Below are 21,691 nucleotides of genomic sequence, written 5' to 3'. Positions count from 1 at the left end.
GGCTTTGCCAGCGAGGTGACGCGCGTGGCGCGCGAGGTGGGCACCGAGGGCAAGCTCGGCGGCCAGGCCGCCGTGCCCGGCGTGGCCGGCACCTGGAAGGACCTCACGGACAACGTGAACTTCATGGCCAGCAACCTCACGGGCCAGGTGCGCAACATCGCCGACGTGGCCACCGCCATTGCCCGGGGTGACCTCTCGCGCAAGATCACGGTGGAGGTCAAGGGCGAGATCCTGCAGCTCAAGCAGACCATGAACACCATGGTCGACCAGCTCAACGCCTTTGCCGAAGAGGTGAGCCGCGTGGCGCGCGAGGTGGGCACCGAGGGCAAGCTGGGCGGCCAGGCCGCGGTGGAGGGCGTGGCCGGCACCTGGAAGGACCTCACGGACAACGTGAACTCCATGGCCAGCAACCTCACGGGCCAGGTGCGCAACATTGCCGAGGTGACGATTGCCGTGGCCAACGGCGACCTCTCCAAGAAGATCACGGTGGACGTGCGCGGTGAGATCCTGGAGCTCAAGGAGACCATCAACACCATGGTGGACCAGCTGCGCAGCTTTGCCGCCGAGGTGAGCCGCGTGGCGCGCGAGGTGGGCACCGATGGCAAGCTCGGCGGTCAAGCCCAGGTGCCCGGCGTGGCCGGTACCTGGAAGGATCTCACGGACAACGTCAACTCCATGGCCAACAACCTCACGGGCCAGGTGCGCAACATCGCCGACGTGGCCACCGCCATTGCGCGCGGCGACCTGGGCCGCAAGATCACGGTGGACGTGAAGGGCGAGATCCTGCAGCTCAAGGAGACCATCAACACCATGGTCGACCAGCTCTCGGCCTTTGCCAGTGAAGTGACGCGCGTGGCGCGCGAGGTGGGCACCGAGGGCAAGCTCGGCGGCCAGGCCGCCGTGCCCGGCGTGGCCGGCACCTGGAAGGACCTGACGGACAACGTCAACTCCATGGCCAGCAACCTCACGGGCCAGGTGCGCAACATCGCCGAGGTGACGATCGCCGTGGCCAATGGTGACCTCTCGAAGAAGATCACGGTGGACGTGCGTGGCGAGATCCTGCAGCTCAAGGAAACCATCAACACCATGGTGGACCAGCTGCGCAGCTTTGCCGCCGAGGTGACGCGCGTGGCGCGCGAGGTGGGCACCGAGGGGCGCCTGGGCGTGCAGGCCGTGGTGCCCGGCGTGGCCGGCACCTGGAAGGACCTGACCGACTCGGTCAACACCATGGGCGCCAACCTCACCAGCCAGGTGCGCAACATCGCCGAGGTGACCACGGCCGTGGCGCGCGGCGACCTCAACCGCAAGATCACGGTGGATGTGAAGGGCGAGATCCTGGAGCTCAAGAACACCATCAACACCATGGTGGACCAGCTCAACTCCTTTGCCGGCGAGGTCACGCGCGTGGCGCGCGAGGTGGGCACCGAAGGCAAGCTGGGCGGCCAGGCCCAGGTGAGCGGTGTGGGCGGCACCTGGAAGGACCTGACCGACAACGTGAACTTCATGGCCAGCAACCTGACCGAGCAGGTGCGCGGCATCGTCAAGGTGGTGACGGCCGTGGCCGACGGCAACCTCAGCCAGCGCCTGACGGTGCAGGCCAAGGGCGAGGTGGCGGCGCTGGCCGACACCATTAACGGCATGACCGACACCCTGGCCACCTTTGCCGACCAAGTGACCAACGTGGCGCGCGAGGTGGGTGTGGACGGGCGCCTGGGCGGCCAGGCCAACGTGCCCGGCGCGGCCGGCACCTGGAAGGACCTGACCGGCAACGTCAACCTGCTGGCGGCCAACCTCACCACGCAGGTGCGCGCCATCGCCGAGGTGGCCACGGCGGTGACCAAGGGCGACCTCACGCGCTCCATCCAGGTCGATGCCAAGGGCGAGGTGTCCGAGCTCAAGGACAACATCAACACCATGATCTCCAACCTGCGCGAGACCACCGAGCGCAACCGCGAGCAGGACTGGCTCAAGACCAACCTGGCGCGCTTCACCGGCATGCTGCAGGGCCAGCGCGAACTCACCACCGTGGGCAAGCTGCTGCTGTCGGAGCTGGCGCCCCTGGTCGATGCCCACCAGGGCACGGTCTACCACCTGGACGGTCAGGACGGCCAGGACGGGGCCGGGCTGGCGCGCCTGTCGGGCTATGCGCAGGTGGGCCAGGCGCGCCTGGCCGAGCGCCTGGCCCTGGGCGAAGGCCTGGTGGGCCAGTGCGCGCTGGAGCAAAAGCGCATTCTGCTCACCGACGTGTCGCCCGACTTCATCCGCATCGGCTCCAGCCTGGGCGAGGCCCGGCGCGTGAACGTGGTGGTGCTGCCGGTGCTGTTCGAGAACCAGACCAAGGCCGTGATCGAGCTGGCCTCGCTGCAGCCCTTCACGGCAGTGAACCTGAACTTCCTGGACCAGTTGGCGCAGAACATCGGCGCGGTGATCAACACCATCGAGGCCACCATGCGCACCGAAGGCCTGCTCACCCAGTCGCAGCAGCTCACGGCCGAGCTGCAGTCGCGCCAGAGCGAGCTGCAGCAGACCAACGAGGAGCTCGGGACCAAGGCGCGCCTGCTGGCCGAGCAGAACGCCGAGGTCGAGCGCAAGAACACCGAGGTGGAGCAGGCGCGCGGCGCGCTGGAGGAAAAGGCCTCGGAGCTGGCGCTGACCTCCAAGTACAAGTCGGAGTTTTTGGCCAACATGTCGCATGAGTTGCGCACGCCCCTCAACTCCATCCTCATCCTGAGCCAGCAGTTGGCCGAGAACGGCTCGCGCAACCTCTCGTCCAAGCAGATCGAGTATTCGCGCAACATCAACTCCTCGGGCACCGACCTGCTGCACCTGATCAACGACATCCTGGACCTGTCCAAGATCGAGTCGGGCACGGTCACGGTGGACGTCGAGGAGATCAGCTTCGCGGCGCTGCGCGACAACATCGACCGCAACTTCCGCCACGTGGCCGAGGCCAAGAACCTGCCCTTCCACATCCGCTTCGAGCGCGACCTGCCGCGCTCCATGGCCAGCGACCCCAAGCGCCTGCAGCAGATCCTGAAGAACCTGCTGTCCAACGCCGTCAAGTTCACCAGCCAGGGCCAGGTGGAGGTGCGCGTGGGCATCGCCAAGGTCGGCTGGACAGTGGACCACCCGGTGCTGCGCCAGGCGCAGCAGGTGGTCGCCTTCGCGGTGGAGGACACCGGCATCGGCGTCGCACCTGACAAGCAGCGCCTCATTTTCGAAGCCTTCCAGCAGGCCGATGCGGGTACCTCGCGCAAGTACGGTGGCACCGGCCTGGGCCTGGCCATCAGCCGCGAGCTGGCGGTGCTGCTGGGCGGCGAGATCCGGCTGACCAGCGTGTTCGGCCAGGGCAGCGTGTTCACCCTGTACCTGCCGCTCGAACATGTGGACGCCGAGACCCCCGGGCCGCGCGGGCCGGCGGACCTGACCGAGCAGCCGCCCAGCCGCGCGCTGGCCACGCTGGGCGGCCTGCGCGAAGAGCAGGTGGCCGACGACCGCGAGGCCATCGGCCCGCAGGACCAGGTGCTGCTCATCATCGAAGACGACCCGCACTACGCGCGCATCCTGCTGGGTCTCGCGCGCGAGCACGGCTTCAAGGGCATCGTCGCCAACAAGGGCGCCATAGGCCTGGTGCTGGCGCGCGAGTACCGGCCGGCGGCGGTGTGCCTGGACATCTTCCTGCCCGACATGCTGGGCTGGACGGTGCTCAGCCAGCTCAAGCTCGACCCGGCGCTGCGCCACATTCCGGTGCAGATCATCACCCAGGAGGAAGAGCGCCAGCACGGCCTCTCACATGGCGCCTTCGCCTACCTGGTCAAGGGGCCCACCACCACCGGGCTGGAGGCCGCGTTCGGGCGCATCAAGGACTTCATCGTGCCGCGCACCAAGCGCCTGCTGGTGGTGGAAGACAACGACATCGAGCGCGCGGCCGTGCTCGAACTGCTGGGCAACGACGACATCGAGATCGTGCCCGCCCCGAGCGGCGGCGCGGCGCTGCAGGCGCTCAGAGCCGAGCCCTTCGACTGCGTGGTGCTGGACCTGCGCCTGCCCGACATGAGCGGCTTCGAGCTGCTCGAGCAGGTGCGCGCCGAGCCCGCCTGGTCGCAGTTGCCGGTGGTGGTGTTCACCGGCAAGGACCTGAGCCGCGAGGAGCAGGAGCGGCTGCAGGCGCTGTCGCGCAGCATCATCCTGAAGGACGTGCAGTCGCCCGAGCGCCTGCTCGATGAGACCGCGCTCTTCCTGCACCGCGTGGTCACTGCGCTGCCGCCCGAGAAGCAGGCCATGCTGGAGCGCCTGCACAACTCGTCGGACGCGCTGCGCGGGCGCAAGGTGCTGGTGGTGGACGACGACGCGCGCAACATCTTCGCGCTGACCTCGGTGCTGGAGAACCATGCCGTGGAGGTCATCAGCGCCACCAACGGCCGCCAGGCCATCGAGATCATCGACCGCACGCCCGAGCTGTCCATGGTGCTGATGGACATCATGATGCCCGAGATGGACGGCTACGAGACCATGCGCGAGATCCGCAAGGACCGGCGCTTTGGCACGCTGCCCATCCTGGCGCTCACGGCCAAGGCCATGAAGGGAGACCGCGAGAAATGCCTGGAGGCCGGCGCCAGCGACTACATCGCCAAGCCGGTCAACACCAACCAGCTGCTCTCGCTGATGCGCGTATGGCTGTACCGCTGAGCCCGGGCCCACGCACCATGTTCCCCGCCACACCCGACATCCCGGCGCCGCCCGCGCCCGCCGTACCGCCCGAGACCGCCTCGGCAGCAGGCGAGGGCGGCGGCATCGGGCCCGTCAAGATCCTGGTGGTGGACGACGAGCCCTCCAACCTGGCCGTGATGGAGGCCGTCTTCCAGGACTCGGGCCACACCCTGGTGCACGCCTCGTCGGGCTCCGAGGCGCTGATGGCGCTGATGAACCACGAGTTCGCGGTGCTGGTGCTGGACGTCAACATGCCCGACATGACCGGCTTCGAGCTGGCCCAGCTGATCAAGCAGCGCAAGAAGACGGCGCATGTGCCCATCATCTTTCTGACCGCCTATTTCAACGACGACCAGCATGTGGTGGAAGGCTACGGCAGCGGCGCCGTGGACTACCTGCACAAGCCCTTCAACGTGGGTGTGCTGCGCTCCAAGGTGGCCATCTTCGCCGACCTGTACCGCAAGACCCTGGCGCTGGAACAGGTCAACCAGGCCCTGGTGCAGCAGGTCGCCGAGCGCGCGACCGCCCAGGAGCAACTGCGCCTGCTCAACGAGACCCTGGAGCGCCGGGTGCAGGAGCGCACCCATGCCCTGCAGCTGCGCGACGCCCAACTGCGCGAAGCCGACCGGCGCAAGGACGAGTTCCTGGCCACGCTGGCGCACGAGCTGCGCAACCCGCTGGCGCCCGTGGCCTATGCGCTGCGCCTGCTGCGCCTCAAGGGCGCGTCGCAGCCGCATGTCGAGCGCTCGGCCGACCTCATCGACCGCCAGGTCAAGGCCATGAGCCGGCTGATCGACGACCTCATGGACGTGAGCCGCATCAACCAGGGCAAGATCCAGCTGCACAGCAGCCGCGTGGAGCTGGCCGGCATCCTGCAGGACGCCATCGACGCGGCCCGGCCCATGATCGACGAGCAGCGGCACACGCTGGTGCTGCAGCTGCCGCCCCCGTCGCTCACGCTCGACGGCGACCCGACGCGCCTGGCCCAGGTCTTCATGAACCTGCTGCTCAACGCAGCCAAGTACATGGACGCCGGCGGGCGCATCGAGCTCACGGTCGATACCTCGGCCGGCGAGGCCCGGGTCACGCTGACCGACCAGGGCATCGGCATCGCGCCGGGCCGGCTGGAGAAGGTGTTCGAGATGTTCTCGCAGGAGGAGGCGGCCCTGTCGCGCTCGCGCGGCGGCCTGGGGATCGGCCTGGCCCTCACGCGGCGCCTGATCGAGCTGCACGGCGGCACCATCGCGGCCCTGAGCGAAGGCGTGGGGCACGGCAGCTCCTTCGTGGTGCGCCTGCCCCTGGCCGGCCCGGCCGCGCCTGCCGGCATGGCCCTGCCGGAGGGCGGCGGGCAGGCCGCCAGGCCGGTGCGGCCGCTGCGCATCCTGGTGGCCGACGACAACCAGGACGCGGCCGATGCCCTGGCCGAGCTGCTGGGTGCCCTGGGCCACAGCGTGCACCGCGTCTATGACGGCGAGGCGGCCGTGGAGGCGGCGCGGCTTGTCGATCCCGAGCTGGTGCTGCTGGACATCGGCATGCCCCGGCTCAACGGCTACGAGGCCTGCGAGGCCATCCGCGCGCTCGGCACGCGAAGCCTGGCGCAGATGTGGGCCATCACGGGCTGGGGCCAGGCGCAGGACATGCGCCGGGCCAGGGAGGCAGGTTTCGACCACCACCTGGTCAAGCCCGTGAGCCCGGACACGCTGATCGGCATGCTGGCCGATGTGGGGCCGGCCCGGGGGGCGCCGCCGGGGTGAGTGCGCCTGGGCGACAATCGCCCGCAGACCACCACACCCCAGGGAACCATTGGACCCAACTATCCTCGCGCGCCTGTTGGCGCCGGCCTTTCTGGCCGAACAGATGGCGCCGCACCTGGCGCTGCAAGGCGCCACGCTGCGCGCTGCAACCCCCGGGGAGATCGATGCACCCGGCTACCTCTCCGACCTGACGGGTGTGGTGCTGGACTGGAGCAGCGCGCCCGCGGGCGCCCCGGTACGCGCCGTGCTCAAGGTATCGCACCCCGGCTTCGGCCAGCCCGAGCTGCCGTTCTACGAGACCATGGCGGCACGCCTCGCCAGCCCGGTGATCCCCCACTTCTACGCGGGCGGCGTGGACGAGCCCACGGGTCGCACCTGGCTGCTGATGGAGGACCTGTCGGAGTCGCACCAGCGCCCCAGCGAGGCGCCGCTGCCGCCGACCCTGGCACGCAATCTGCAGATCGTCGAGGCGCTGGCGCAGTTCCACGCCGCCGGCCGGAGTGTCAGCCAGACGCCGGGCACGGGCGGTACCACGCTCTGGGACCGCTTGCGCGCATCGGACTGGCAGGACGGCGCCTGGCAGCGCCTGCAGGCCCAGGCCGGCGACGCGCTGGACGAACGCACGCGGAGCACGTACGCGCAGTTCCTGCGCGGCTTCCCGGCGCTGGTCGAGCGCGCCGACCAACTGGCGTACCGCACGTTGGTCCACGGCGACGCCCATGTCTGGAACTGGATGGTGCCGCGCGACGGAACGGCCGATGTGGCCAGGCTCATCGACTGGGACGGCTGGCACCTGGGCGTGGGTGTTTGGGATCTTGCCTACATGATGGCCGTGCAATGGGACCGGCGCGTGCGCGCCCGCTTCGAGGGGCGGTTGCTCGACCGCTACCACGCGGCGTTCGTGGCCGCAGGGGTGTCCGACTACCCGCGCGAGTCACTGCAGCAGGACTACCGGCTGGCCGTGCTGCTGCACCTGCGCACGCCCCTGGCGCGCTTTGCACGGGGCATGTCGGCCTATGTCTGGTGGCCGCAGATCGGCCGCATCACCGATGCCGTGGAAGACCTGGGCTGCATGGATCTGCTGGGCTGATGCCGATCGCTGGAGCGGCCTGCCCGCGCGGTTGCACATGTTGGTCACTGCTGGACCGCCGGATCGAATGGGGTTGAATGTCAGGAACCGGGTGAATTGGAGGTAGCTTATGGTCGATTTTTCAGCGCTGGAGACCTCCCGGCTCACACTGCGCGAGATCGTGGAATCGGATGCAGAGAATATTCTTCGCATTCATGGCGACGCCGAGCACATGAGGTGGTTCGGATCGGATCCGATTCGCGATCTTGATGGCGCCGCGAAGCTGGTTGTTACGTTTGCCAGCTGGCGCAAAGAGCCGGTTTCCGGTGCACGCTGGGCCGTGGAGTTGAGAGACCAGCCAGGATTGATCGGTACCTGCGGCCTGTTTCGCTGGAATCGAAACTGGAGATCCTGCACCATCGGTTACGAAATCGCTCCGGCGCACCAGGGCCGCGGCTACGTGAAAGAAGCCCTGAAAGCCATCATCACCTGGGGTTTCCGGGAGGTGCAGTTGAATCGGATCGAGGCGCAGGTACACCCTGACAACACGGCATCGCTGGCCTTGCTCGGGGCGCTCGGGTTTGCGCAAGAATCTCTTGCTGCAGCGGATGGCTTCGCCCACCGCCGAGCTTGCACCTTGAGCGTCAGCAAGCATGTGCTGCGCGCCGCTCTCGGAAGCCGAGAAGATGGCAGCCAAGCTCCCTCCAAATCTCTACCACTTGGTGATGAAGCCCGATGAATGAAGCCGAACGCAATGCAGGACTCGCAGCGACGCCGCAGTACCGCTACGCGGATCGCGTCGGTGATCGCCTGTTTGTGGCCGGCCAGGTGCCCCTCGACTCCCATGGCCACCTGGTAGGCCCCGAAGACCCGAGCGCACAGGCCGTGCAGTGCTTGCGCAACCTGGAGCGGCTGCTCGCAGTGCACGAATTCCAAGCCACGGACATTCGGCAATTGGTCGTGTATGTGGTCGGCAATCGAGCAAGCCTCTCTGCGGCTTGGTCCGCGGTCGCAGATGGGTTTGGTGGCCAGGTTCCGCCTGCCACCCTGCTCGGTGTTGCCGGCCTGGGCCACGTGGGGCAACTCGTGGAGATTGACGCCACCATACTCAAGGCGTGAGGTCATCGCGCGACATTGCCGTCTCGCACCCACGCCCCAAGCCGAACCAATCCGCCAAAGGAGTTCGACGCGGGAAGGTCGGTCGCCGTCAATGAGATGACGACCGTGTCACCCCTTTGGCGTGCACGAACCAGGTAGGAGCCCGGTTCGGCATCGAAGAACAGGTTTCCATACCCGGCCTCCGGTTCCAGGCCTTCGGAGGTCATGAATTCACCCGCACCCAGGAAGAACCGCCCGCTGGTGTTCCGAAGCACCAGTTCCACGTCCGCATCCGGTAGCTCCGCCGGTGCTACGACTTCCAGTTCATAGCGTCCGTCGGCGCCGACGTTCATGAACGCAGCATTCCCCCGGTTGACCTCCAGCAGTTCTTCCTGGGGCAAGGACCACCAATCGGCATCGTCGTCGAGGCGATGCCGCATGCACGCGGGGTCGAAAAGGACCAGGGTGGCGGTGTCGGTTGCTACAGTTGTGCGCATTGCCCAATGTCTGGTTTTGGCCGATTGTCGCAACACGCCCTCAGTGCACGGCCACGAAGTCCGCACCCAGCACCAGGCCCACCATGAAGTCCACATGGATCTCGCGGCGCGCGCTGTCGCCGTTTTGCTCTTCGACAATCTCGGTGCAGATCAGCAACTGTTCCTCGCCGCCGCCCGCCACGCTGCGGCGGTAGGGCATGAACACCACGTCCTGGCGCAAGCCGTTGCGGCCCTGGCGGTCGTCGATGCGGTTCTCGGTGCCGCGAAATGGCGCAATGTGCTCCTGCGCGGGGCTGCCGGCGCTGCGCGTGTACTCCAGGGTATCGCTCTCGCCGAAGGCCCGGTCCACCAGCGCCTGCGGCAGGCCCAGGCCGTCGAACTGCTCGCGGTGCAGGCGGAAGCTGGCTTCGCCCAGGCCCGTGCCGCCTTCGCCGAGAAAGGCCGCCTGCTCCTCGGGGCTCGCAGGGAACAGCCGCAGCAGGCGGTGGTAGTAGACCAGCTCCCGGGCCTCGCCCTCGGGGGCCGTGTAGATCTGCAGAAAGCATTCGGGGCCGTCGCCCGCGTCGCCGCGCGCGGTGTAGAGGCGGTGCACGGCGCCCTGCAGGTCGGCCGAGCGCAGGCGCGAGATGGCTTCGATCTCCACCAGATCGGCAGGGGCAGGGACCAGGGAGTCGTCGGCCAGCCGGAAGGGCGCGGCATCGAAGCTGATCGAGCCGCCGATGCGCCCGCCCAGGGGCACGCCGGCATCGGCCGCGGGTGCCGCTGTACCACCGCGCCCGCCCCACAGGCTCCGGGCCAATGTCTGTGTCCAGCTCACAGCACGTACCTCTGGGTCTGCTCTGCGGCCTGGGCCTTGAGCCGCTTGGATCGGATGTACAGGCCGATCACCAGGGCCCCGAGCGTGATGAAGACCCACGCACCGCCCAGCCCAGAATCCGGCGAAGGAGGCGGCACGCGCGCTGAGGCATCCTTGAAGGGGGTGCTGCCATCGCCTACGGTGGCCAGGCCTCCGATAGCCGATCCTCCGCTGTCGGGGCCCGTTGCAGAGGGCGGGGCCGTTCCCGCAGTGGCCGCCGTGGCCAGGGCTGCGCCAGCCACGGCGCCAGCGGCAATGCCCACGCCCGTGCCTATTCCCATGCCATTGCGCGGGGCTGAGGGGCGCGAGGGCCGGTCGTCCACGGGCCACTGGGCTTGTTGCTGCTGCTGTCTTTGCGCCTGGTAGGCGCGCGCGTTCGCCGCGTCCAGCTCGCGCTGGCGCTGGTCGGCCAGCCGCTCGGCCTCCAGGCGGCGGCCGCGCTCGTACGCGGCCGTGCCGCCCAGCCCGGCGGCGGGGACGCCGAAGTTCGTGCCCATGGGGGCGGGCTGGCCTGGCACCAGCGCTGCGGACGGGGCGGCCGACGAGCGCTGTGCGTTGGCAATGGCCGCAGTGGCCTGCGCTTGCGGGGAGGGCGGCTGCGGTGGTTGCTGCCTGCTGTCGTACGAACGCAGCGCCTGGTTCTTCGCCGTGGTGGTCGACAGGTCGTTGGCCATCGAGCTGTTGGGCCGGGCCGCCTGCAGGGGCGGGGCCGCGGGGGCGGGTTTGGTGGCATCCGTCTTCTGGTTGTTGCCGCTGCCAAAGCTGCCGAAACTGCTGGCAGGCGGCTTGCGCTCCGCCCGCTCGGAGGCCTGGGTGGACGGCCCGGTGCCGCTGGCCGAATCGCGCTGGGCGGGCGCGCTGCCGAACGAGCCGAAGCGGGTCGGGCCGGGCTTGCGCTCGTCGGAGCGCGCAGGTGCCGCTGCCGGTGGTGCCGATCGCGACGGCGCCGCGGCAGCGCTTTCGCGCTTGGCCGAGGAAGAAGAGGAGGAGCCGAATGAGCCAAAGCTCTGCCTTGGGGCGGACGACGGTGCCGATTTCGAACTGCTGCTGCCGCCGCTGGAACTGCTGCCCGAACCCTTGGCCAAGGCCGGGCCGCCCGCCAGTGCCAACACCAGGCCGGCCATGGCCAGGGCGCCGGCCCAGCGGGGCGGCATCTTGGTGTGGTTTGAGGGGCATCCGCTGGCCATGGGGCCGCAGGGCAGGGGGGCATCAACGCGGGGGCGTCGGTCGGCAGATCTCATGGGGTGGCGAAGGATCCATGCCCGGGGCACGGCCCGGGCGCTTCGGGGAAGAACAGGATCGGTCATTATGCGGCCGATGCCTGTGGCGTGCAGGGCCATGGGTGTGCTGGTGCGCGGCGACAATGCCCTCGTGCCGCCCGTCCGCCAGAGCGGCCCTGAGAGGAGCGAAAAGACCCCATGCACTTGCTTGTTCCCGGCGATTTTTCCCAACCCGCAGGCGCGCACCAGAAGGTCGTGCAGGGCTTCTTTACCTTGCTGGCCGAGGACGAGAAGGGCGCGCTGGTGCGGCTGGACAGGGACCTGCCGGGCCATGCCCATGCCCATGCCCTGGCGCGTGCCGGTTCCGTGCTGTATGCGGCCCGCGCGCGCGATGGCAGCCAGTGGCGCGCCATCCGGCCGGCCAGCGATGCGGACCGGCTGCAGCGCTTTCGCCGGCCAGCCCACCTGGACGGGCTGGCCGTGGACTGCTGCGGGGCACCGGCGCGCTACCTGTCGATCTACGACGAGCCATCGGGCCGGTTCTTCGATCTCGGGGTGCCGCCCGAGGCCGCACGGGCCAGCGCCCAGGGGCCGCTGGTGCACTTGTTCATGTGCCCACGCTGTGGCCAGTCCTGCACCAGGCCGCTGTGACGCCGGGCAGGCACCCCTTGCACCCAACGCGCCGACAATGCAGTCCACAGGGATCGACGTCGATCCAGGAGGAGACCCCATGGGAATGGAAACGCTGGAAATCAAGGCCTATGTCCCGGCGCGCGACTTCGCGCTGTCGCGCCGCTTCTACACCGACCTCGGCTTTCGCGAAGAGCTGCTCTCGCCCGACATGGCCTATTTCAACGCCGGCCACTGCAGCTTTCTGCTGCAGAACTTCTACGTGAAGGAACACGCCGAGAACTTCATGATGCACCTGATGGTGGCCGACGTCGAAGCCTGGTGGGAACGGGTCGTCGCCCAGGACCTGGCCGGCCGCTACGGGGTGCGCACCATTGCGCCGCAAGACCAGCCCTGGGGCATCCGCGACTTCTGCCTGGTCGATCCGACCAGCGTGCTGTGGCGCATCGGGCAGAGCCTCGAGTAGCTCAGGTGGCGCCCCGGGTCTTGGGTGCCGCAGCAATCCTGCACACCACCCAGGCCCCCGCCGCAAACGATGCAGAAAGCACCACCGTGGCCAGCATCCCACCCCCCATTGCCGGAAACACCGCGCAGGGCCAGGCGGCGGACACCCCCATGGCCACCGGCCAGCGCAACTGGCCCAGCCGCGCCAGCAGCCCGAACAGCCCCGCGTGGAACACGGCGACCACCAGATACAGCACCGGCCAGGCCATCAGGGTCGAGGTGATCGTGTGCGCGTAGCCGTCGTCGGGTGTGCCGTCGGGCAGCAACAGGGGCAGCGAGGCGAACTCGACCAGCACCAACAGCAGGGGCGCCAGCAGCGCCACGGCCGACCCGGTCAGCACCGCCTGGGTGAAGCGGGCGAGAAAGCGGTGTTGTAGTGCTGGCATGGGTGCGGGGCGGCGAGAGTCCGGTGGATGGTGCCTGATCTTGTCGCCATCCCTATGAGGTGGGTGTGAAGTATTGGCCCAAGGCCTGTTCGATGCAAGCCTGGGGCCGCCACTGTCCCTTCATGCGCGGCGGCAAGGGCCGCCATGCCGTGCTTGCATGGCCTTGTTGCTTTTTGCGCCGCCTGGCCCCGATGTTACGAAGGCTTGCATTTGTGCGGGCTGCGGGCGCCTATTCTTGCCCGCGATTCGCGTGAACAACCAGGCATCCGAGGGAGAACAACACCATGGCCCAGAACGACCAGCACACCACGACCACCATCGCCAAGGCCGCCGCAGCGGTCATCGCCACCACCGCCGCCATGGCCGGCCTGGTGCTGCTGCCGGCGCAGGCGCATGCACAGCAGCAACCAGGCCCCGTGCGCGACGTCGCCGTGGTGGCCGAGGTCGACGGCCCGCAGGCCGAGCGCCTGGGCGCGCTGGTGACCGAGGGCATCCGCAAGAGCAGCTCCATGCGCTACCAGGACGCCGCGGCCAAGGCCCAGCTCACGGTGCGCATCGCCACCATGTCGGCGCAGGACGCGGGCTCCATCGTCTACTCCGCAACCTGGGTGGCGTCGCGCAAGGACACGCTCATCGACCGGCAACTGGCGACCTGCGATGTGGAGCGCATCGCCGCATGCGCCGAAGCCGTGGTGGCCAGGACGGATGCGGTGCGGGTGGCGTTGGCGGGCAAGAAGTAGGGGCGGATTCTTGAGCCGACCGGTAATGGAAAAAGCACGCGATGCCTCTGTCCCCGCATCGGGCGATGGCATGTTGCGCGCAACCATCGTGGATCAGCTCCAGGGCAAGTGTTGTTGGCAGGCGGGCAAGTATCTTGGCTCAATGCTGTACTTTGACTTTGGTCAAAGGATCCAAGTCTTCGGGCGAAACCAGCGGGTGGTAGAGCGTGGTGAGGCCTCGCTGGGTATCCGCGATTGCCATTGGAGCCTTGGCGATGGTGTGCATGTCCTGGCCGACAGCGATACGGTCACCGATGCCAGTGCAGCCGGGATGTTGGCGCAGATCCATGGAGCATCACTGATCCAAATTGCCCCCGGCACCGCGGACGGGATGTGCTTCGTGTTCTCCAATGGCTGGGTGTTGGCCTTGGACATCTCCAATCGCTATGGGACAACGGATGACATCGCAGAAATTGCTCTGCCGGACGGCAGCGTCTGCGGTGTCACGCCGCAGGGGGACTTGCACAGGCTCTGAGGGGCGTTGGCACCCGCTCAGTCGACGCCTTCGCCAGCGGGCATCGACTCACCGAACTCCAGCTCCATGGCAATCCTGACCAGCGCAGGAAACGCAAACCAGTATTGCCGTCGAAGTGCATCCTTGACAAACGCCTCTCCGAACTTTTCGCAGAAGAAGCGTACCTCCCAGCAGGAGAGCCTGCTCCGGTCAATATCCACCAAAGACCTTCGGTGCTTCTTCATCAAGCGGGAGAAACGTGCCCGCGAGGTGATCCCATGCCCTGCGAGTTCCTTGGCCAGTTCGTCGATGCCAGGTCGCCATAGTCGTGTCGCTTGGGGAATAGCGACCGCATGGTCCTGCGCAGCGCACCTTGCGTCAGGGGATGGTGCATCTTGGTGCGGCGGGCCGAACGGGGCGTGTTCATGGATGGCGTGGTCCGATTTTTGAAGCCCTATCTTCACGCATCCGATCCCGCACGGCATGCACTGCTGAGCGCCATACGGCCGGACAAGCGATATCCCTGATCGGGACCCAGGCTTGGATGCCCGCAAGCCTTTCGTGGTCCGACTGCCGTCAAAGAGAACTCACAATCACACACACTTTTGATATTTTGCATTTTATAAAATCCACAATGTAGAAATTACACTTGCAACCCTGAAGCGTGCCGGCGGAAACGGTGGCGGGGGCCGGGAAGCACAAGCAGCGGCCTGGCGAGAAAGGTGTCGACAGCAGTCCGGCACCGCCTTGTCCATCCGCTGGCCCGCAAGGCGCGAGCCCGAGCTTTTGCAGCGGTGCGGCTGCCTGCGGGGCCTTGGTTGTTGGGTGCGGTACTTACAAAAAGGAAACCATGAAAACGAGATGTCTCATCGCCCGGCTCATCGGGGCGATCGCCATGGGCTGCATGGCGGGGTCGGCCAGCGCGGCCTCCGCTGCCCTGGTGCAGGGCGCCCGGATCTGCTTTGACCGGGCTTCAGGCCTGAATCTGGACTACCAGATCGACTTTTCGGCCCAGGCCAAGGACAAGAAATTCGATCTCTATGTGGCGGCCCACCACTCCGGCGTGTGGGCTTTCCTGGGCGAAGACGGAAGGTGGAGCCTCTACCCGGCCGATGCGAAGGCCCCGCCACCCATGGCGCACCGCAATGCGGTGCATCCTGCCAGGGAGTCTGCGGCCGCGTCCGGGCGCATTCTCCATGTGGGCAATACCGGCTTGATGGGCCCGGAGGTGCTGCCTGGCTTGCAATTGGTCGCCGGGTTTGGTGAGTCCGGTAGCAACAGCTTTGCTGAGCTGTTGGCCCGCGGCCAGTTCGGCCTGATTGGCACGGTCTCCGGCAACGAGCCGTTCTCTGGCAGTTGCCGATTGACCCTGGCGGAAGTCAGCCAGCAGATCGGGGGCGGCACGCTCCATTCCGTGGAGGGCGTGGCCCCTCTGGGCGTGCCCGCCGCTCCGGTCCCGGGTGGTGCAGGAGGGGCAGGTGGGGCGCCCACCAGTCCAAGCACCGGTACGGGCTCGGGCGCGGTCCCTGCGGCACCGCCACCGCCGGTGGTGTCCCCCGCGAAGGGCATTCTGGAGATGGGGCATTTCCCGCAAGACCTGAATCTGTCGTCGGTGGAGCGTCTGTCCAAATCGGCAAGGTACCGGTTGGAGGTGCGCAAGAGCGGGGCCTCGGCTTTTTCGCAAAACTATGTTTTCGAGACCAAGAATGACTGGGTGGTCTACGATTTCTTCAATGCCGATCCGCAACGCCGCATGGATGTGAGGCGATCCGCCAGCCAGTTCGGTGATGGGAAGAGCGATCAGAAGTCTTTTGCCTTCACGCGGTTTTCGTTTTCGGATACATCTGTCGATGTGAAGGTGTCTTTGCCACCCGATGCCGACAAAATCACCAGCGTCACGGTCCGGCCCCTGCGCCATGGCATCAAGCCGGTGATCAGCGAAGACCGCAGGTCGCTCACGTTCACGCTGGACAAGCCCATGAAGGTCTCGGTCGAAATCAACGACCGCAACGACCCGCTTTTCGTTCTGGCCGACTTGCCGGACACCCCGGGCCGGCCCAGCAGCTATACCTACCATTTCGGCCCGGGCGTCCACCGCCTTCCCGGCAACGGCACGCTGGTGCTGCGCTCCAACGAGACCGTGTACATCGCCGCGGGCGCCATCGTGGAAGGCCGCTTTGTGCTGGCCACCGGCAGCGATGGCATCCAGATCACCGGCAGGGGCATTCTTTCGCGAGGGGAGTGGAACCACACGTCCACCTCGGTGGAGTTCCTGACCAGCAATGCCACCTTCTACAGCGAGGGCACCAGCAACTTCCTGCTGGAGGGGCTGACGGTGGTCAACAGCAATGCCTGGCAGGTTGCGTTGAACGACTACAGCCGCGGTGGCAATGCCAATGTGAACAACCGCTACCTGAATCTCAATCTGCTTTCGTGGAATGGCAACACCGATGCATTCTGGGTGACGGGGCTGAACACGCGCGTCGAGAATGCGTTTGTCTTCAACAATGACGATCTGATCGTGTCCAAGGGTGGTGTCGGCGCGCGGGTGGACAACGTCGTGCACTGGAGCGGGGTATGGGGCCGAAGCCTGCTGCTGCATCCCATCCTGAACAACATGCCCAACATCTCCGACCTGCAGATGGGCAATATCGACGTCATCGGAAAAGAGGGCGGCACGACGATGCTGCATTTCGAGCAGGATGACAAAAGCTTGAAGCGGGTGCCGTCCAACATCCGCATCTTCAATTTTCGGGCCGAAGAGCGCCGCCGTCCGGGCAACTCGAACAACAACCCCTACAACGTGCAGCGCTTCATTTCCTTCAAGGACGACAGGGGCAAGGGATCTTTCGTGAAGGACCTGTCTTTCGACAACATCACGCTGGACCAGGCGCTCAATGACGAAGGGTATCTCCAGGGTACCGCGCAAGAGCAGGCATCGGGCATCAGCTTCAAGAACTTCCGCCGGGGCGGTGTCCAGGTGCTCAGCCCGCAGGCCAGCGGGATCGGATTTTCGAACACGGCCGCACCGCAGTTCAAACCTTGATCGGGCCTGCGGCTTTCAGGCCTGCAGCTCCCGCCCCATCAACACCCGCACCTGCGGTGCCCCCTCGCGCGGCCCGGCCTGCACGGCGCGCACCAGGGCGCGCGCCACATCGGCACCCGGGCGGGCGCGGTAGCTGGCGGGGATCAGTGGGTCCAGGAGCTTGAACGCGCGGATGGACAGCGATTCGGCCGCGCGTGGCGCCTGGCCCAGGGCCTGGCGTTCGCCCAGCAGCAGGGAAGGGCGGGCGATCACCAGCGTAGCGAAGCCCAGGCCCTTGAGGGTCTGCTCGACCTCGCCCTTGACGCGGTTGTAAAAGATTCGGGAGTGGGCGTCGGCGCCCATGGCCGTGACCACGCCGCAGCGCGTGGCGCCGGCCGCCAGGGCCGTGCGGGCCGTGGCGATCACGGCATCCAGGTCCACGGCGCGAAAGGCCTCTTGGCTGCCTGCGGCCTTGATGGTGGTTCCGAGCGTGATGTACACGTCGTCCACCTGCTCGGGCAGGCCCGGTACGACCGGGCGTGCACACAGGGATGCGAAGTCCACGGCGTGCAGGTGCAGCCGTGGATGGGCTGGCAGGGCCGGCGTGCGCCGGCCCTGGGCATGCAGAACATGCACCTCGGGCGGCGCGCCACTGGGCGCCGCCGGGGAATTACCTGCCAAAAGATCCGCGAGAACCGCCCGGCCCACGAGACCCGTTGCCCCGGCCACCACCGCCACCACCATAGCCGCCACCTCCACCGTTGCCGCCGCGATAACCGCCACCGCCGCCACCACGGCGGCCGCCCATGCTGTCCACGCTGGTGCGCATCGGGTCGGGCTGGCCGCCGCCGCCATTGCCGGAATGGCGATGGCCGGGGTTGCTGTGGCCCGAATGCGTGCCCAGGTGGGCGTTGGCGCGTGGCGGTTGGTCGTCGTAACGGCTGTTGCCGCCATCGTAACCGCCGCCGCCATTGCCGCCATGGCCGCCGCCGCCCGAGCGGCTGCGTGCCGGCGCCTGTCCACCGCCGCCACCACCAGCGCGGCCGCCACGGGGGCCATTGCCGCCACCGCCGCCGCCACCTGCAGCAGAGCGGCCGCCACGGCCACCGCCGCCACCATTGCCGCCGCCGCCAGCGCGGGGGCCACGGTCACCGCCGCCACCACCACCGCCGCCGCCCTGGGCGGCCTTGTTGGTGCGGATGCGTTCCATCATCTCGCTGCGGGCGGCCTTGGCGGCGGCCTGCATCACGTCACGGCTCGGGGGCTTGCCGGCGCCGCCCCAGATGGTCTGGCGGCCCATGGCGATGGGCTCGGCCTTTTCGCCGGGTTCGGGGCCAAAGCCTTCGATGACCTGCACGGGAATCTGCTGCTTGGTGAAGCGCTCGATCTCCATCATGAAGCCTTCTTCGTCCATGCACACCAGGCTCACGGCTTCGCCGCTGTTGCCGGCGCGGCCCGTGCGGCCGATGCGGTGCACGTAGTCTTCCGAGACGTTGGGGATTTCGTAGTTCACGACGTGCGGCAGCTCGTCGATGTCGATGCCGCGCGCGGCGATGTCGGTGGCCACCAGGGCGCGGATGTCACCGCTCTTGAAGCCGGCCAGGGCCTGGGTGCGGGCGCTCTGGCTCTTGTTGCCGTGCAGGGCCATGGCCGAGACGCCGTTCTTGGTCAGGAACTCGGCCACGTTGTTGGCACCGAACTTGGTGCGCGTGAACACCAGCACCTGGCTCCAGTTGTGCTGCTGGATGATGTGCAGCAGCACCTGCTTCTTCTTGCCGCGGCCCACGGGGTGGATCACCTGGGTGATGCGCTGCACCGTGGTGTTGCGCGGCGTGACCTGGATGCTCTGCGGGTTCTTGAGCAGACCGTTGGCCAGCTCTCGGATTTCGTCGCTGAAGGTGGCCGAGAACAGCAGGCTCTGCTTGTCGCGCGGCACCAGGGCCAGCACCTTCTTCACGTCGTGGATGAAGCCCATGTCCAGCATGCGGTCGGCTTCGTCCAGCACCAGCACTTCCACGGTGGAAAGGTCCATGAAGCCCTGCTGCTGCAGGTCCAGCAGGCGGCCGGGGGTGGCCACCAGGATGTCCACGCCGCGCTTGATGCGGTCGATCTGCGGGTTCATGCCCACGCCGCCGAAGACGACGGTGGAGTTGATGTCGAGGTATTTGCCGTACTCGCGTACGGATTCTTCCACCTGGGCGGCCAGCTCGCGGGTGGGGGTCAGCACCAGGGCGCGGATGCCCTTGCCGCCGAACTTGTTCTTGGGGGGCGTGCCCTGTGCCAGGCGGTGCAGCATGGGCAGGGTGAACGCGGCGGTCTTGCCGGTGCCGGTCTGTGCGCCGGCGAGAAGGTCATGGCCTTCCAGGACGGCGGGAATGGCCTGGGCCTGGATGGGGGTGGGCGTCTCGTAGCCCGTTTCGTGCACGGCCTTCAGGATGGCAGGAGCCAGGTTCAGTTCGTCAAATGTCATGTCATTGAATGCGCCCGTCCGGGGCGCCGGGTATCGGCCTGTCGTGCAACCGGGGAGGTTGCCGAGCCAGTCTCAAGCCAATGTGGTTCAAGGGTGGGAGCCCAGAAATTGCTTCTTTCGTCCCCAGCAGTGTGCTGATGCAGTGGGCAACTGGAGCCCGCCGCGGAACGTATTGTCGCATGGCCTGATAATCTCCCCTTGAACGCAATCATTTTTTGCAAACTTCCCTCTCTTGCAGGTTAGAACCCAATGGCCCAATACGTTTATTCGATGAACCGCGTCTCCAAGACCGTGCCGCCCAAGCGGCAGATCTTGAAGGACATCTCCCTGAGCTTCTTCCCCGGCGCCAAGATCGGCGTGCTGGGCCTGAACGGCTCGGGCAAATCTACCCTGCTCAAGATCATGGCCGGCGTGGACAAGGAAATCGAAGGCGAAGCCATCCCCATGCCCGGGATCAAGATCGGCTACCTGCCCCAGGAACCCCAGCTCAACCCTGAGCACACCGTGCGCGAAAGCGTGGAAGAGGCCATGGGCGAGGTCTTCGCCGCCAAGGCCAAGCTCGAAGAGGTGTACGCCGCCTATGCCGAGCCCGATGCCGACTTCGACGCCCTGGCTGCCGAGCAGGCCCGCCTGGAGGCCGTCATCGCCACGGCCGGCACCGACTCCGAGCACCAGCTCGAGATCGCCGCCGACGCGCTGCGCCTGTCCCCCTGGGATGCCAAGATCGGCCTGCTGTCCGGCGGTGAAAAGCGCCGCATCGCGCTGTGCCGCCTGCTGCTCTCCAAGCCTGACATGCTGCTGCTGGACGAACCCACCAACCACTTGGACGCCGAGTCCGTGGACTGGCTCGAGCAGTTCCTGCACCGCTTCCCCGGCACCGTGGTGGCCATCACCCACGATCGCTACTTCCTCGACAACGCGGCCGAGTGGATCCTGGAACTCGACCGCGGCTACGGCCACCCCTACAAGGGCAACTACAGCACCTGGCTGGACCAGAAGCAGGCCCGCCTGGAGTCCGAAAACAAGGGCGAGGAAGCCCGCGCCAAGGCCCTGAAGAAGGAACTGGAGTGGGTGCGCCAAAACGCCAAGGGCCGTCAGGCCAAGAGCAAGGCGCGTATTGCCCGCTTCGAGGAACTGAGCGACTACGAATACCAAAAGCGCAACGAAACGCAGGAAATCTTCATTCCTGTGGCCGACCGCCTGGGCACCCAGGTGATCGAGTTCCACAACGTCACCAAGTCCTTTGGCGACCGCGTGCTCATCGACAACCTGTCCATGACCGTCCCGGCCGGCGCCATCGTCGGCATCATCGGCCCCAACGGGGCTGGTAAATCCACCCTGTTCAAGCTGATCGCCGGCCGCGAGCAGCCCGACAGCGGCGAGGTGGTGATCGGCTCCACGGTCAAGATGGCCTTCGTGGACCAGCACCGCGATGCCCTGTCGGACGACAAGACCGTCTGGGAAGACATCTCCGGCGGCCTGGACATGATCAACATCGGCAAGTTCACCATGGCCAGCCGCGCCTATGCCGGGCGCTTCAACTTCAACGGCGGTGACCAGCAAAAGAAGGTGGGCATGCTCTCGGGCGGTGAACGCGGCCGCCTGCACCTGGCCAAGACCCTGATCGCCGGCGGCAACGTGCTGCTGCTGGACGAACCCTCGAACGACCTGGACGTGGAAACCCTGCGTGCCCTGGAAGACGCGCTGCTGGAATACGCGGGCACAGTGTTGGTAATCAGCCACGATCGCTGGTTCCTGGACCGCATCGCCACCCACATCCTGGCCGCCGAAGGCGACAGCCAGTGGACCTTCTTCGACGGCAACTACCAGGAGTACGAAGCCGACAAGAAGAAGCGCCTTGGCGAAGAGGGCGCCAAGCCCAAGCGCATGCGTTACAAGGCCTTGAAGTAAGCTCCCCCCTGAGGCGCTGCGCGCCACGGTGCCTCCGCCAGAGGCGGCGGCCCTTCGGGCACGTCCAAGCCTGCGCAGGCAGGCTTGGAGCCGCGGCCCTCAGCCCCTTCTCCCGCATTGCTGCGCAATGCGGGAAGGGGGACGCCCCCGGTGCGGCGGGGCGGCCCTTGCACGGGGGCACTGGCCTCGGCAGCGCCAGTTTTGGCCCTCGCCCCGGGGCCGGATGCTGGGTTCCGTTGCCCCGGCGCTGCACCAATTCCCCAGGTTTTTTCGGGGGCACGGGTAAGGATATGTAAAGAAGCCACGTGCCGTCGGGGACTCTGTTGCC

General features: G+C 67.1%; 18 protein-coding genes. 11 read left to right on the top strand and 7 right to left on the bottom strand.

Going from position 1 to position 21,691, the window contains the following annotated elements; all coding sequences use genetic code 11:
* The 5 genes from AC3WOH_RS26155 to AC3WOH_RS26135 all read left to right on the top strand — a co-directional run.
* A partial coding sequence (locus AC3WOH_RS26155) for a HAMP domain-containing protein (protein ID WP_492232261.1) occupies positions 1-4,689 on the top strand: 4,689 nt, incomplete at its 5' end.
* Between the two features lie 17 nt (positions 4,690-4,706).
* A complete protein-coding gene (locus AC3WOH_RS26150) occupies positions 4,707-6,464 on the top strand; it encodes a response regulator (protein WP_492232260.1) in 1,758 nt (585 codons plus the stop codon).
* Positions 6,465-6,513: 49 nt separating this feature from the next.
* Positions 6,514-7,554 (top strand): aminoglycoside phosphotransferase family protein, encoded by a 1,041-nt coding sequence (locus AC3WOH_RS26145; protein WP_492232259.1) that lies wholly within the window; start codon positions 6,514-6,516, stop codon positions 7,552-7,554.
* Between the two features lie 109 nt (positions 7,555-7,663).
* Complete coding sequence (locus tag AC3WOH_RS26140; RefSeq protein ID WP_492232258.1) at positions 7,664-8,272, top strand: GNAT family N-acetyltransferase; 609 nt, start codon at positions 7,664-7,666, stop codon at positions 8,270-8,272.
* Positions 8,269-8,652 (top strand): RidA family protein, encoded by a 384-nt coding sequence (locus tag AC3WOH_RS26135; protein ID WP_492232257.1) that lies wholly within the window; start codon positions 8,269-8,271, stop codon positions 8,650-8,652. The genes AC3WOH_RS26140 and AC3WOH_RS26135 overlap by 4 nt, the downstream gene beginning before the upstream one ends.
* 2 nt (positions 8,653-8,654) lie before the next feature.
* Here AC3WOH_RS26135 and AC3WOH_RS26130 read toward each other — a convergent pair whose 3' ends face one another.
* The 3 genes from AC3WOH_RS26130 to AC3WOH_RS26120 are packed head-to-tail and all read right to left on the bottom strand — an operon-like array spanning position 8,655 to position 11,138.
* Complete coding sequence (locus AC3WOH_RS26130; protein ID WP_492232256.1) at positions 8,655-9,128, bottom strand: DUF6386 family protein; 474 nt, start codon at positions 9,126-9,128, stop codon at positions 8,655-8,657.
* A gap of 40 nt (positions 9,129-9,168) precedes the next feature.
* Positions 9,169-9,945: a DUF2491 family protein gene (locus AC3WOH_RS26125; protein ID WP_492232255.1), complete on the bottom strand. Its 777-nt coding sequence runs from the start codon at positions 9,943-9,945 to the stop codon at positions 9,169-9,171.
* Positions 9,942-11,138 (bottom strand): hypothetical protein, encoded by a 1,197-nt coding sequence (locus tag AC3WOH_RS26120; RefSeq protein ID WP_492232254.1) that lies wholly within the window; start codon positions 11,136-11,138, stop codon positions 9,942-9,944. The genes AC3WOH_RS26125 and AC3WOH_RS26120 overlap by 4 nt, the downstream gene beginning before the upstream one ends.
* 264 nt (positions 11,139-11,402) lie before the next feature.
* On the opposite strand from AC3WOH_RS26120, the gene AC3WOH_RS26115 reads away from it, so the two are divergent.
* The gene (locus tag AC3WOH_RS26115; protein ID WP_492232253.1) at positions 11,403-11,855 is read left to right on the top strand and encodes a hypothetical protein; all 453 of its coding nucleotides are present in this window, start codon (positions 11,403-11,405) and stop codon (positions 11,853-11,855) included.
* A gap of 79 nt (positions 11,856-11,934) precedes the next feature.
* Positions 11,935-12,300 carry a VOC family protein gene (locus tag AC3WOH_RS26110; protein ID WP_184862083.1) on the top strand — a complete coding sequence of 122 codons (366 nt, stop codon included), beginning with the start codon at positions 11,935-11,937 and terminating at the stop codon, positions 12,298-12,300.
* Position 12,301: 1 nt separating this feature from the next.
* On the opposite strand, the gene AC3WOH_RS26105 is transcribed toward AC3WOH_RS26110, so the two are convergent.
* Entirely contained in the window at positions 12,302-12,724 is a 423-nt protein-coding gene (locus AC3WOH_RS26105; protein WP_492232252.1) for a hypothetical protein, read from the bottom strand.
* Between the two features lie 284 nt (positions 12,725-13,008).
* Between AC3WOH_RS26105 and AC3WOH_RS26100 the strand changes: the two genes are divergently transcribed.
* Positions 13,009-13,464 (top strand): hypothetical protein, encoded by a 456-nt coding sequence (locus AC3WOH_RS26100; protein ID WP_492232251.1) that lies wholly within the window; start codon positions 13,009-13,011, stop codon positions 13,462-13,464.
* A 25-nt stretch (positions 13,465-13,489) separates the two neighbouring features.
* Positions 13,490-13,978, top strand: a complete 489-nt coding sequence (locus AC3WOH_RS26095) for a hypothetical protein (protein WP_492232249.1) — start codon at positions 13,490-13,492, stop codon at positions 13,976-13,978.
* Positions 13,979-13,995: 17 nt separating this feature from the next.
* On the opposite strand, the gene AC3WOH_RS26090 is transcribed toward AC3WOH_RS26095, so the two are convergent.
* On the bottom strand, positions 13,996-14,421 hold the full coding sequence (locus tag AC3WOH_RS26090) for a hypothetical protein (protein WP_492232248.1): 426 nt from the start codon (positions 14,419-14,421) through the stop codon (positions 13,996-13,998).
* A 386-nt stretch (positions 14,422-14,807) separates the two neighbouring features.
* Between AC3WOH_RS26090 and AC3WOH_RS26085 the strand changes: the two genes are divergently transcribed.
* Positions 14,808-17,003 (top strand): glycoside hydrolase family protein, encoded by a 2,196-nt coding sequence (locus tag AC3WOH_RS26085; RefSeq protein WP_492232247.1) that lies wholly within the window; start codon positions 14,808-14,810, stop codon positions 17,001-17,003.
* Between the two features lie 15 nt (positions 17,004-17,018).
* Here the strand turns inward: AC3WOH_RS26085 and AC3WOH_RS26080 are convergent, their stop codons facing one another.
* Both AC3WOH_RS26080 and AC3WOH_RS26075 read right to left on the bottom strand, forming a co-directional pair.
* Positions 17,019-17,546, bottom strand: coding sequence for a Rossmann-fold NAD(P)-binding domain-containing protein (locus AC3WOH_RS26080; RefSeq protein ID WP_492232246.1), 528 nt, complete (start codon positions 17,544-17,546; stop codon positions 17,019-17,021).
* Between the two features lie 106 nt (positions 17,547-17,652).
* On the bottom strand, positions 17,653-19,452 hold the full coding sequence (locus tag AC3WOH_RS26075; RefSeq protein WP_492232245.1) for a DEAD/DEAH box helicase: 1,800 nt from the start codon (positions 19,450-19,452) through the stop codon (positions 17,653-17,655).
* 249 nt (positions 19,453-19,701) lie between these two features.
* On the opposite strand from AC3WOH_RS26075, the gene ettA reads away from it, so the two are divergent.
* The gene (ettA, locus tag AC3WOH_RS26070; protein WP_492232244.1) at positions 19,702-21,363 is read left to right on the top strand and encodes an energy-dependent translational throttle protein EttA; all 1,662 of its coding nucleotides are present in this window, start codon (positions 19,702-19,704) and stop codon (positions 21,361-21,363) included.
* Positions 21,364-21,691: the final 328 nt, after the last annotated feature.

Source organism: Acidovorax sp. FW305-C-20-28 (genome assembly GCF_058783375.1).
This window is presented reverse-complemented; position numbering and strand designations above follow the sequence as displayed.